Below are 13,075 nucleotides of genomic sequence, written 5' to 3'. Positions count from 1 at the left end.
TTAATGAAATCGAATAATTTTTTCGGTTTTACTTAAGTGAGATGTGTCGCCATTTAACTCCATCACCCAAGGTTGTTCTGGATCTGGACGAACAACTTTCACTAAACAGCACAAAGCAGCGTTAACCTCTGTCTGAGCCGTTGCGCCTACCAGACCCATTGTTGCACCTACTACAGATGCCCCGTGTCCTACCAACAGAATATCTTTGGAAAATTCTTCTGCTAATAACCGAGCCGTTTTACCTGCCCGTTCTAGGACAACTTCTCCAGTTTCGGGATATTCTGCCGTGACGCGAGAACTATAGCTAGTGTCGATCCTGGGAAACATGCGGGTTAAAACATCCAGAGGCGCTCTTTTTGGCGCTTGTGGCATCCAAGCAGGATTGAGCCATTCGCTCAAACCAGATTCTAAGTTAATCGAAAGGCTGAGGGCTTCTGCTACGTAGTTAGCTGTTTGCACCGTGCGCAAAAATGGCGAAGCAAAGATATGACTGATATTTTCTCCCTTCAGCCGTCGCGCCAGTTGTTGAGCTTGAACTTTACCATCTTCAGAAATCGGCGGATCGAAGGGTCGTTCTGCGGTGAGGAACCACTCAGGATTGACAAAATCAAGACGATTGGCGTGACGAGCAATCCAGACAATTTGAGTCATAGGAGACAATTCCCAAAGCATAGAATTCGCAGAATGCCAAACCTAAATATAAGCAAGTTAAAAGTCAAAAGTCAAAAGTCAAAAGTTAAAGGAAACAGGAGACAGAAGGAAAGCATGGATTTAAAATCACGGATTTCACCCACGCCTTATGCGCTTACCACCAATTGGCTCCTAACTTAAACCCAACCAACATGAAATAAGTAATTGGTCACTGATTACTGGTCACTGGTCACTGTTAACAGGCGATCGCCCCCAAGGGACGACATTTTCTAGTTTAAAAGTCATGTTTGCACGTACTGGCTCAAACGTTGCTCTAATTTACCTAATAATGTATCTACATCAGAAGCAAGATGCTCGAAACAAATAGGGGGAGGGGGTTCGATTTCAAATTGAATTAACTTAATTTGTCCGTTACCAATACCAAGAATTAAAACTTGTTTTTCAGGATTATGAGCATCAATAAATCCTAAAACTTCTTGGATCTGACTGTTGACGCGATCGTTTAATTTTTCAATTGCAGATTTAGGACAAAAGATAAAACGCGGTGTCGGTTGGATGTCGATACCCAAGGTGTCATCGCTGGCTCCTTTTTCCAAAAACAACCCCCAAGATAGCGCTGCTAACTCTTGTTGATTCTCCTTAACAAAGCAATCTAATTGCTGTCGCCATTGTCCATCTTCTCCAACAGGTTGAGGGCTACCAAATGAGAACATAGTTGGTAATTGGTAATTGGTAATTGGTAATTGGTAGTTGGTAGTTGTTCTATGAGGAACAAATTTATTTTATGCCGGATTGGACGCGCCAGAGCGTGGCGTAGATTCCTCCACGTTCTAGGAGTTGTTCGTGGGTTCCAGATTCGATGAGTTTGCCATACTCCATGACATAGATACAATCGGCATTGCGGACAGTGGAAAGACGATGGGCGATCGCAATTGTGGTTCTATCGACAATAATTCGTTCGAGCGATCGCTGAATAGCTGCTTCTGTTTCGTTATCGACGGCTGATGTCGCTTCATCCAAGATTAAAATTGGTGGGTTCTTTAATACTGCACGGGCGATCGCAATTCTTTGTCGTTGTCCGCCTGATAATTTTTGTCCCCTTTCCCCCACAATTGTTTCATAATCTTGGGGCAGTTGCATGATAAATTCATGCGCTTCTGCAACCTTTGCTGCTGAGATAATTTTATCTATATTGGCATCGGGACTACCATAGGCAATATTCTCAGCTACAGTACCGTGAAATAAGAAAACATCCTGACTGACTAAACCAATACAAGCGCGTAAATCTCTCAATTTTAAATCGCGGATATCGATCCCATCTAAGGTAATCGTTCCCGATCGCACCTCGTATAATCTGAGTAGGAGTTTGACTAAAGTACTCTTCCCCGAACCCGTGGAACCAACAATTGCAATGGTTTTCCCAGCAGGAATCTGCAAAGATAGATTTTCAATGACGGGCGATCGCTCGTAATAAGCAAAGGTAACATCTTTTAATATCACCTCTCCTTTTACCTCATGAATTGGTAAGGTAATATCTCCAGTATGAATATCAATAGGAGTGTCGAGTAAATTCATCACTCGATTTGTCGAAGCCATTGCCCGTTGATATTGGTCAAAGGTTTCGCCTAATCTAGTTAGGGGCCACAACAAACGCTGAATTAAAAAGATCAAGACGCTGTACGTCCCTACACTCATTCTGCCCGCGATCGCTTCCATGCCTCCAAATAAAAGTAAAGCGGTAAAACCCGCTAAAATAATCATCCGAATTAAGGGAACGAAGGCAGCAGATAGCGCGATCGCTTTTCTGTTACTCTGACGGTAGGCTTGGCTTTCCTCTGCAAGTCTGCTTGATTCATAGGCTTCGGCAGTAAAGCTTTTGATCGTCATAATGCCTGACAAATTATTTGCCAGCCTTGCATTCAATAAGCTAACTTTTTCTCGCACCTCTGCATAACGCGGAGCCAAAAGTCGTTGAAACGCTACCGAACCCCACAAAATAAAAGGCATGGGTAACATCGCCATCCAAGCGACGCTAGGAGCGAGAATAAAGAAAGCCCCGCCGATAATTAGAACTGTAGCGGTAACTTGGATAATTTCATTCGCGCCATTATCCAAAAATCGCTCTAATTGATTGATATCATCGCTCAAAACTGACATCAAGCCGCCCGTACTGCGTTCTTCAAAATAGGCGAGTTCTAATTCTTGCAAGTGGTTGTAAGCATCGAGGCGGAGTTCGTGTTGAATCCTCTGCGCCAAGTTACGCCATTTCCTAGCATAGGCATACTCAAAAATTGATTCTAGTATCCAAATAATCACTGTGAGGACGGAGAGAATCAGAAATTGGGCAAAAACATCCTTAACTCCCCAACGGGCAATAATTGAATCTTGACGCTGTACTACCACATCAACAGCAACACCAATCAATACAGGTGGAGCCAGATCGAAGATTTTATTTAAGACAGAATAGAAAGATGCCAGCCAAATTTCCCCGCGATAGTGGCGAGTGTAGGCGAGTAAGCGTTTGAGGGGATGCTTTGGTTGAGGGCGCAACCTTGGGGAAGATTTGCGTTTTGGCGATCGCATTAATGCCTGCGGCTGCATTATCTGTATTATTTACATCTGTGGGTGTATATTCCAAGATAGCGTGGTGAGTCAGGAGAATTCGGAATTCGGAATTCGGAATTCGGAATTGAATGTCACTTTTGCTTCACTCTTTATCTCTTCTCACGCACCACGACGCAGCTAATATCGGCTTATACGCTTCGCCGCTCGCTGCAACACCCCACGCACCACGCACCACTCACTTTTAAAGCCAATTTCCCACTAAAACATAAGCTGCCCAGTAGCCAGGGCGACGATAGTTAGGATAGTTTTTCATCAGATTCAGTTGGGCTTGACGTAGGGCTTCGGCACGGGTGAGTTTAGTTTTGGTGAGTTGTTTGTAAAATTCACCAATAAAAATAGCGGTTGCTTCATCGTCAATTTGCCACAGAGAAGCTAAGGTACTCCTAGCCCCAGCCCTGACAGCAATTCCTGCTAGTCCCAAGGCAGCGCGTCTGTCTCCTATAGCAGTTTCGCACGCGCTGAGGACGAGTAATTCGATCGCATTTGGACGGCGACGATTGCGCGATCGCAATAAGTCATCAAATTTCCTGACGTTAATTGGTCCATCAGCGGCGAGGATAAATGTATTCTCGGCTTGAGAACTGAATTGACCGTGAGTCGCTAAATGAACTACGTTGAAGCTAGTTGAGTCGATCTTGGTTTCTAGGCTTTTGCTAGTAAAGGCGCGATCGAGTAATTCGGCGATCGCGACTCCGGCTTGTTGAATTAAATTAAATTCCAACCTGACAGCGGGTAAGGGTGGAAAGGGAGAGTTAGCAGGCGGAACGCTAAGTCCAGCAGTTAAGGCTTTGAGATTGGCTGGAGAGATAGGCTGAGGGTTGATGAGTTGCAAACCCGGACTCACGGCGATCGCGTATTTTTCGACCAGATATTGCTTACCATCAAATAATGCAGACATGGGAATATTTCGCAACGCCCCATCTGGGACGAATACTAGGGTTTTGACTCCGCTTTGCTGCAACTCACTAGCAATAGGTTGGATCAGCCAACTGTATATTTGTTGAGATAAAGTTCTGACATCTTTAGTACGATCCGGCTCGGTTAGCGATCGCTGCAATCGTTCTACCGTTTGCTCGACCTGAGTTTGTGGCTGATGGATCGTGTAATGGCGTAGGGGTTGCTGGGGAATTTTGAGAATCACTTCCAGGCGATCGGGTAATATAATCGGATAAATTACCGCTGCTGTAGGATTATCCCGATCCACCACATTATCGATCGCTACAGGTTGGGCTTCGATACAGGCTTCCCGAAAAAAGTTATCTAGTTCCGCTAACTGCAACGCTTCGATCGTTTCGCGTGCCTGGGCGAGGTTTTGCTGAGGAGTTGCCTCGCCTGACTTTTGCTCAGATAACAGCAAGGCAACGAGTTCTCGATAGACTGGTTCTACTTCATCGCGAAAATTAAATTGAATCTCTGGGTTGACAGCGACGAGATCGTTACGCAGAGCTTTTAAAGTTTTGACTGCTTCTCTGTAGGTGGCGATCGCCCCTGAAGTATCTCCCTGCGCTCTCAATAAGCGTGCCAATTGCCACTGCCAGCGATAAGTAATATCCGGTGCATTCACTGCCTGAGATAAGATTAAAGCCTGCTGTGTCAGCTCTTGAGCGCTTTGCCATTGCCGATTTTGCTCGTATAGACTACCTAAACTACCTACTGCATAAGCCTCAGCTCGTTTATCGCCCAAAGATCGAGATTGGTGGACGGCGGTTGCGAGTAATTTGGCAATAAATGTGGGAGTGGTAATTTGTAATTGGTAATTGGTAATTGGTGTTTTTCTCCCTTGTCTTCCTTGTCCCCCTTGTCTTCCTTGTCCCCCTTGTCCCCCTTGTCCCCTTGTCCCCCTTGTCCCCCTTGTCCCCCTTGTCTTCCTTCCCCTAGTCTCATCAAACTTTGAGCGAAATCAATTTGGGCATATACTGTTTTACTACTGGGGGGGATGGTAGCAAGCAGAGATTGAATTTCGGGAATGAGCGATTGGGCAGTAGAATCTTGCGTGTCTACGAATAAGCTGAATTGGTTAAGTCGAGCTTGCAGTTTTGCAATCGGCGCGATCGCAGTAGTAGCAGCCTGTTGATAGTAGGCTAAGGCGGTTGGATTATCTCTTTGCGATCGCGCTGTATTACCGAGGCTAAATAAACTAGCCGCAATATCTGACTGTGAGTTGAGTTTTTGTGCTAAGACTAAACTCCGTTGCAATACTTGTTGGGACTGCGGCAAATCGCCTATCGATCGCAGTAGGTTCCCCATTTGGCGAAGTCCGGCAGCTTTCAGCGAAGAATCTGGAATAGCACTGAGGCTGCGATCGGCAGAAGTTAACGTGTCTAGAGCCCGACGATACAGTCCCAAGGCTTGCAGCGCTTGACTCTGATTCAGTAAACTACGGATGACTCCAGGGCGATCGCCTGCTCGTTCGTACACCGTAGCGGCTTGTTGCCACGTACTGAAAGCTGTGTCTGCTTGTCCCAATCCCAATTGCAAGCTAGCTTGGGTATTTAAGGCTTGAGCGAGAACTAGAAGAACGCGGGACTCGGGAGTCGGGAGTCGGGAGTGGCTAGTGGCTAGTGGCTGGTAGCTAGAATTTCTTCCTTGTCCCCCTTGTCCCCCTTGTCCCCCTTGTTCCCCTTGTCCCCCTTGTCCCCCTTGTCCCCCTTGTCCCCCTTGTCCCCCTTGTCCCCCTTGTCCCCCTTGTCCCCCTTGTCCCCCTTGTCCCCCTTGTCCCCCTTGTCTCCTTGTCTCATTTGCAAGGTATCCCAACAGATCGAAACTAACAGCGATCGCCTGTTCTGCCTGCTGCCACTGTCCGAGTTGCTGATAGGCTAAAGATAAATTGCTGGAGGCGATCGCGAGATTGAGCTTATCTCCTTTGGCTCTATAGTTTTGCGCTGCTTGTTGCCAGATTTTTACTGCTTGGGCAAATTGTCCGGCTGTATAGAGTTCTCTGCCTTGTTGCAATAATTGTGCATCATCACCGCTGCTCTGTGTTGGTTGCACAGCGATCTCTGGAGCGGATGGAGCTGCGATCGCCGTTCCAGGGAGGAAAATTAACAATACTGCGAGGTAAGTTTTTGAGATTGACATTGTTATTACCTCTCACCTCTTACCTCTTGCCTCTTGCCTTAAAACAAACTGTAATTGACCGAAAAATATACGCCGTTTTCTTGCCAGGTGCGATCGCGGTCTTCAATATCGACTAAGGGAATACCCCAATCTAGACGAGCAGTTACGGTGTCTGCTAGTTGAAAGCGCAATCCCAAGCCTACCGATACTAAGGTATCTTCGTCTTCAGGCGGAGTCAAATCATCCACCGATCGCCCAGCTTCGTTCCAAATCGTTCCAAAATCGACGAAGGGCGTGACTTGTAGTGTCAATTGCCGTTCGGGAACGCGATAAACTGGAATGCGCAGTTCTGCCGAAGCAAATAAACCACCATCTGATAGCAGTGCATCTTGACGGTAGCCTCTGACGCTTTCGAGTCCACCTACGCCAAATTGTTCTAAAGGTACGAGCGGATCGTCAGCAATTTGGATATTTGTACGGAGTAGGAATAAAGTATCGGGAGCCAGCAACCGTACCCATTGCGCTTGTCCTTGCCAGGAGAAGAAGCGACTGTCTGGAGCATCGCTGTTAATCGTAGCGTCAAATGCTCCCACACCTAAATTAAATTGCGATCGCGCTGCAAATACTTCTCTGGTATTACGTTGCGTCCATTCTTGAAAGAATTGGACGGCTGAAATGCGAGTATCTCCATCCTCATCTGCGCCTGGTGATAGCAAAGAGGAAGGATAGTCAAACTCTTCTAAAACATCAGAAGAAATTTCGCTTTCACGCCGCGCTGCTGTTAAACCAAGAGCGAATTCACGATTAGGAGATTGCAATATAGGTTGACGATAGCTGAGTTCAAAATAGCGGGAATTACCATCAATTTCGAGGTCGTCGAATGGAGGTTCGATCACGTTGCTGTCGGTAAATCCAACATTCAAGCTAACCGCGCCATTTTTAGCATTTACGGGGATTGTATAACTACCATCTATGCCGTTGCTACCATCGGTATTGCTATATGCAAAACTCAACCCATCGCCAAATCCGAGTAAATTAGCTTGATTCAATTGCACCCGTCGCCGGAAGCTACCAACACTAGGCGATCGCCCGTTATCCAATACAATTTGCGTATCAAAGGTATCTGCTTCTTTCACAGTGACATCTAGCACGCTCGTACCTGCACGAGTCCCTGCTGAAAGTTCGGCTGAGAGGTTTTGAATTAAGGGATTGAGTTGTAGCAGTTGCAAAGCCTCTAACAGGCGTTGTTGGTTCAGGGGTGTGGCTTGCGGAATGCGATCGCGAATGTAACTAGGTCTTAATCGCCGCGTTCCCTGTATGTTAACTGCTTCTAATCCCCCTTCGACGACTTGAATTTTCACTACGCCGTCTTGGATGGCTTGGGGTGGAATTAAAGCCCCAGAGGTAATATATCCTTTATCTATATATAGTTGCGTAACAGCAGTACGGGCTTGAAACAGTTCGGCAAAAGACAGCGATCGATTTGTGAAGGGAGCTAAAACTTTCGCGAAATCTTGGGGGCTAAATACCGTACTGCCAGTCACCTCAAACCTTTTAACTGTTAGTTTTTCTGGAATTTTTCCCGGTATAGGTGCGGGTGTGGGAGGTGCATCAGGTGGCTGTAATAAATCTTCTGGTGGTGGTAAGGGAGCGGGTGTCGGGAGTTCTGGAGGCGCGGGTTCGGAGCGCGGAATTACATCTTGGGGACGCGGAGGCGGTGCAGGGAGACGGGGAGTTTGAGCGATTGGGAGTTGTGCTTGTAAGTTTGTCCGTGCAACGACCGCCGGATCGGGGCTAGCATTAAGACTAGGAGTCAGTAAACAAAAACTAATGCTTATACAACCAATCCCTCCCGTTATTTGTATGAGGAGGGATGCAAAACTATTGTAAAATTTACGTTCCATTACAGCTATTCGGTCTAAACCAAGGAATATTAAGCGTATCGGTAATAACAGAAGCAGTCAGTATGACCTCACCATTAGAACCTACCACCCACCCTGTAGCTTCCACAAGTGGGGCGGGATTAACTTTATTGGAAATTTCTGCGGGAGTCGAAATTGCTTTTGACTTTTGACTTCTAACTTTTGACTTTTCTGCAATGCCCAAATCTGCCAAGATGGACTCGCTTCTAGTTGTTTCGGCAGGAGTTGGAGGTAAGCCACCTCGTCCAGCGATCGCGAAGCTGCTTTCTCCTGATGCTACGCCATCTACAGCACACCCTTGAGCCACCAAACCGCTGACATCGACGACATCTGCTGGTAAGATGACTAATTCAGCGCTGGGATCTACATCTGGTCTTCTAATTTCTACGATTCCATTAATGCCGCGATCGGAGCTGGCATCGATCGTACTATCGGGAGACACAAAGAGTCCTTGGGTTGTAATGCTGATATTACCACCGCGACCATCGACAGCTTTAGCTGTAATTTTGCTTCTTTCTGCTAGTACTAGATTGTCTGTATCAACATTTATATTGCCACCATCGCCTGCACCTTCCGCACTAGTAGAAATTTCACCATTGTTGCGTAATGTAAGTAAGTCCAGGTTTTGTAAGTTTATATTTCCACCGTCACTGCTGAATTTACTGGTAGCAGTAAGTTTGCCACCATCTTCTACACGGATGGAATTAGCTGTAACTTCCAAGTTGCCTGCATTACCCGTACCGAAACTGCTGACACTTATTTCCGCCTCATTCCCAATCGTCAAACTTTTTGTATTAATTCTCAGATTTCCAGCAGTTGCACCACCTTGAGCGATCGCAGTTAAGGTACTCGGAGAACCATTTTTTGTAGTCCCCGTCAGCTCTACAGATTCAGATGCGTTGATAGTGAGGTTTCCTCCTTTGCCTGTTGCTGGTACGAACTGGTTGAGAGTTAGATCGAAAACAATTCCCTCTGAGGCTGTGGATATTTTTGCTCCATCTCTGACAATGAGTTTTGAAGTATTAATTGTTAAGTCCCCTGCATTTCCAGCAGCAGCAGTTGCACTAGATAAACTACTAAATGCCTCAAAATTATCAATAGACAAAGGAAAACTACCGATTATTTGTACTGATTCTGATGCGTTAACAGTTAATTTTCCTCCAGCACCTGTAGCAAAAGTAGAAGTAAAAACTTGCGCCCCTTCTTTCACGGTTAAATTTTTAGTATTGAAAGTAATACTTCCGCCATTTCCTGCTCCAAAAGTTAAAGTAGATATTACGGTATTTACGCCCGCCAATTCTATATTATCTGAGGCGTTTATAGTCAAATTTCCTGGCTGTATTTCTTGTCTATTTATAGAGGTCAATCCATAATTGTTAATTTGAATTACCTTACCTTGAAGGTGAAGATCGCCATTACTTTCACCACTGACATCTAAATAAGGTATGTTTGCAAAGCTATTTAACTCAATATTTTGAAAATTTTGTACCTGCTCGTATCCCAACTTCCAGCCTTTTTCTGTGGGCTTGAGATTCACTAAACTATTATCGAAAACACTGCCTAGTTCAATTCGTCCCTCTGCTGCTGTCATATTTCCACCCTCTTGTAAAATACTACCTCCTACAAGTGCTAATGTTTTACCTGTCACTACTTGTAAACCAGCAGGAAAGCCAAAGTAATTTACTGCTCCGTTGAGAGACGCTTGAGAGCGGTTAACGATCGCGCCAGAATTGGAGCCAAATTGCAAGCCGATCGGCGTATTAACTGTTAGTAAGGGCGGAGTTTGAGAATGATTTGCATCGAACTGAGTGCCATCGGCAAAAATAATGCTACGCGCTGTACTAGCGAGAAATGAACCACCAATATTGAGCGAGGCATTAGTGCCAAAAATAATTCCATTTGGATTGATTAACAATAAGTTGGCGCTACCGTTAGCGGCGATCGCGCCATCTATATTAGAAGCACTAGAGCCAGTCACGCGGGTGATAATATTTTCAATATTTACATCGTTATTGAAGCGCACTTCACCATTTGCTGGGATAGAAAACTGGTCGAAGCTGTGAAATAGATTTTTACCCCGCGCTGCTCCACCTTCAATTTGAGAAGTTAGAGGAGTAGTTTGGTTAACTGATGAGCTTTCAGCACCTAATGTATTGTCGGGAACAACCTGAGCTGAAATCCGATCTTCAGTAGCGATCGCTCCACTAACTGCTACACAGCACGCCAGCCGTAGCCGCCAACCCCAACTACTCCTACTTTGAGCCATTTTTAAATTTACTCAGACATCGACATACTTAAGAGCATATCTGAGTATGTCAGACAGGCAACAATATAACTTAGAAAACCCCTCTTGTTGCAGGAATAATTCTAAACATACCTGTGGCTGTATCACCCAATCCACTTACCAGGAGGTGGCGCACAAGCTTGGTTTGGGGGGCAAGGGCAAAACCAAGCAGTGGTTCGGAATACACTATCTGGTGAGGGATCTGGCAACACGCTGGTATTTGGACGGCAATCGCGATCGGATGGTGTTTTCTCAAAAAAATTGAATTCTATGGAAATATTTTTAGTGTCTAACACGCCATATTTTTGAAATATGTTATTTAGTGAGGACAATATATCTTCCTGATTGAGAAGTGCCATTATTTCTTGTTGAATAGCATCGTTGTCCATTGTGCTTCTCCTAGAAAACTCTATTTTGTCAGCGATCGGTTGACAGCGATCGCCCACAGCTAAATTTCAATACAGAAGAAATAAGTTGAGTTCCCGAAATCTGTCAATCATAGTACTTTTGTGCTAAATCGAGCGATTTTTGAAATAGTTATGCTGTACAAGCGATCTGATGCTTTCAGGTGGGAAGCAAGAAGCTGAAGCTTGGCAATTATAAATCGCCGCTATAAAGGCTTAACCGATCTACCATGAGTCTGCGCTAACAGACTTTGTTAATGTAGTTACGGATTACATTCGCCCTTTCTCATAGCGATTTTCGATTGGGTAAAACACGCGATCCGTAGGGGCGCACAGAGAAAGCGCCCCTACAAATGTCACGCACGCAATCGAGAATTGCTATCAGACTAGAGTTTCCTGTTTCCTGAAAATAGTTGGCACTTCCATGCACATCTGGGCAAGTCGGACTTAGTATTGACAAAAGGAACCTAGAATCCACACGCTCAGCCCATGCAAACTCTGGAAAAGACAGAACCCAAACTCGCCCAACTTAAAACCCTCCTGACAGAGATTAACGACATTGAATCGGCTGCATCCCTCCTCTATTGGGATCAAGCAACGTATATGCCTCCCGAAGGCGCAGCAGCAAGGGGAAGGCAATTAGCCACGCTAGCGCAGATTGCCCACACGAAATTTACCGACCCGCAAATCGGACAACTATTAGAAGATTTACGCCCTTACGAACAAAGCTTAGCCTACGATTCAGATGAAGCAAGCCTGATCCGCATCACGCGCCACGACTACGAACGTGCGGTCAATATTCCCCCTGCTTTTACAGCTAAGTTTTCACAACATACGGCTGAGTGTTATGAAGTTTGGGCAAAGGCAAGGGCTACAAATGATTTTGCTACAGTTGCGCCTTATTTAGAAAAGACATTAGAACTGAGTCGCGATCGCGCTAACTTTTTTCCTGGGTACGAGCATATTGCCGATCCATTGATTGCAGATGCAGATTATGGCATGACAGTCAAGAGCGTGCGATCGCTATTTACTCAACTGCGTCAGGAACTCGTCCCCATTGTCGAAGCAATTGCTTCTCAACCCGTAGCCGACGCATCTTGCTTGCACCAGCATTTCCCTGAAGCCGAACAACTAGACTTCAGCTTCAAAGTTATCGAACAACTCGGTTACGATTTTCAAAGGGGACGACAGGACAAAACCCTACACCCCTTCATGATTAAATTCTCTACAGGGGATGTCCGCATCACCACTCGCGTGCGCGAAAATGACTTGAACGAAGGGCTATTTAGTACGATTCACGAAACCGGACACGCACTCTACGAACAGGGAGTGAGTCGGGCATACGAAGCCACGCCACTAGCGGGAGGAACTTCAGCGGGAGTGCATGAAAGTCAATCGCGGTTGTGGGAAAATATGGTGGGCAGAAGTCGTCCTTTTTGGAAATGCTTTTATCCCCAGTTGCAGGAAACCTTTCCCCAACAGTTAGGAAAAGTTGACTTAGAAACATTTTACCGAGCGATTAATAAAGTCGAGCGATCGCTCATTCGCACCGATGCCGACGAAGTCACCTATAATCTCCATGTCTTGATTCGTTTCGACCTGGAATTGCAGCTATTAGAAGGTAAATTAGCAGTTCGCGACCTTCCTGACGCTTGGAACGAACGTTACAAATCCGATCTTGGCATTACCCCACCCAACGATAGTATTGGTGTTTTACAGGATGTCCACTGGTACGGTGGTGCGATTGGCGGTGCGTTCCAAGGATATACCCTCGGTAACTTAATGAGCGCTCAATTCTTTGCTACTGCAACGCAAGCACATCCAGAAATTCCTCAACAAATCGCCTCTGGTAACTTTACCACCTTGCACGACTGGCTGAAACAAAACCTCTACCAACACGGTCGCAAGTATACGGCGGCGGAATTAATCCAACGGGTGACTGGTAGTCCCCTGCAAATCGAACCCTTTATCAGCTACATCAAACAGAAATTTGGCGAATTGTATGGAATTTAGGGAGTAGTGTCTGGTGACTAGTGACTAGTGACTGGATTCAAGATTCTGGTTCCACTAGCCACTAGCAACTCACCAACTACCACTCACCAACTACCAATTACCAACTACAACATTCTTGG

9 protein-coding genes are annotated in these 13,075 nt (G+C 45.7%); 1 reads left to right on the top strand and 8 read right to left on the bottom strand.

Annotation, left to right across the window (positions count from 1 at the left end):
- The 8 genes from M5J74_RS28445 to M5J74_RS28410 form a co-directional block, all read right to left on the bottom strand.
- Positions 1–651 carry a histidine phosphatase family protein gene (locus M5J74_RS28445; RefSeq protein ID WP_015157236.1) on the bottom strand — a complete coding sequence of 217 codons (651 nt, stop codon included), beginning with the start codon at positions 649–651 and terminating at the stop codon, positions 1–3.
- Between the two features lie 281 nt (positions 652–932).
- Complete coding sequence (locus M5J74_RS28440; RefSeq protein ID WP_250014624.1) at positions 933–1,364, bottom strand: hypothetical protein; 432 nt, start codon at positions 1,362–1,364, stop codon at positions 933–935.
- A gap of 64 nt (positions 1,365–1,428) precedes the next feature.
- The gene (locus M5J74_RS28435; protein ID WP_051033376.1) at positions 1,429–3,234 is read right to left on the bottom strand and encodes an ABC transporter ATP-binding protein; all 1,806 of its coding nucleotides are present in this window, start codon (positions 3,232–3,234) and stop codon (positions 1,429–1,431) included.
- A 223-nt stretch (positions 3,235–3,457) separates the two neighbouring features.
- Entirely contained in the window at positions 3,458–4,960 is a 1,503-nt protein-coding gene (locus M5J74_RS28430) for a CHAT domain-containing protein (RefSeq protein ID WP_071925458.1), read from the bottom strand.
- Entirely contained in the window at positions 4,927–6,354 is a 1,428-nt protein-coding gene (locus tag M5J74_RS28425) for a tetratricopeptide repeat protein (protein WP_250014622.1), read from the bottom strand. Before M5J74_RS28425 ends, M5J74_RS28430 begins: the two co-directional genes overlap by 34 nt.
- A gap of 38 nt (positions 6,355–6,392) precedes the next feature.
- Complete coding sequence (locus M5J74_RS28420) at positions 6,393–8,237, bottom strand: ShlB/FhaC/HecB family hemolysin secretion/activation protein (protein ID WP_250014620.1); 1,845 nt, start codon at positions 8,235–8,237, stop codon at positions 6,393–6,395.
- The gene (locus M5J74_RS28415; RefSeq protein ID WP_250014618.1) at positions 8,227–10,521 is read right to left on the bottom strand and encodes a filamentous hemagglutinin N-terminal domain-containing protein; all 2,295 of its coding nucleotides are present in this window, start codon (positions 10,519–10,521) and stop codon (positions 8,227–8,229) included. Before M5J74_RS28415 ends, M5J74_RS28420 begins: the two co-directional genes overlap by 11 nt.
- A gap of 122 nt (positions 10,522–10,643) precedes the next feature.
- On the bottom strand, positions 10,644–10,928 hold the full coding sequence (locus M5J74_RS28410; RefSeq protein ID WP_250014616.1) for a hypothetical protein: 285 nt from the start codon (positions 10,926–10,928) through the stop codon (positions 10,644–10,646).
- 504 nt (positions 10,929–11,432) lie between these two features.
- Between M5J74_RS28410 and M5J74_RS28405 the strand changes: the two genes are divergently transcribed.
- Positions 11,433–12,956: a carboxypeptidase M32 gene (locus M5J74_RS28405; RefSeq protein WP_250014614.1), complete on the top strand. Its 1,524-nt coding sequence runs from the start codon at positions 11,433–11,435 to the stop codon at positions 12,954–12,956.
- Positions 12,957–13,075: the final 119 nt, after the last annotated feature.

It is taken from the genome of Chroococcidiopsis sp. CCNUC1, assembly GCF_023546805.1.
In the GTDB taxonomy this organism is placed as follows: domain Bacteria; phylum Cyanobacteriota; class Cyanobacteriia; order Cyanobacteriales; family Chroococcidiopsidaceae; genus Chroococcidiopsis; species Chroococcidiopsis thermalis.
Note: the sequence above shows the minus strand (reverse complement) of the source record. Positions and strands in the feature narration are given on the sequence as shown.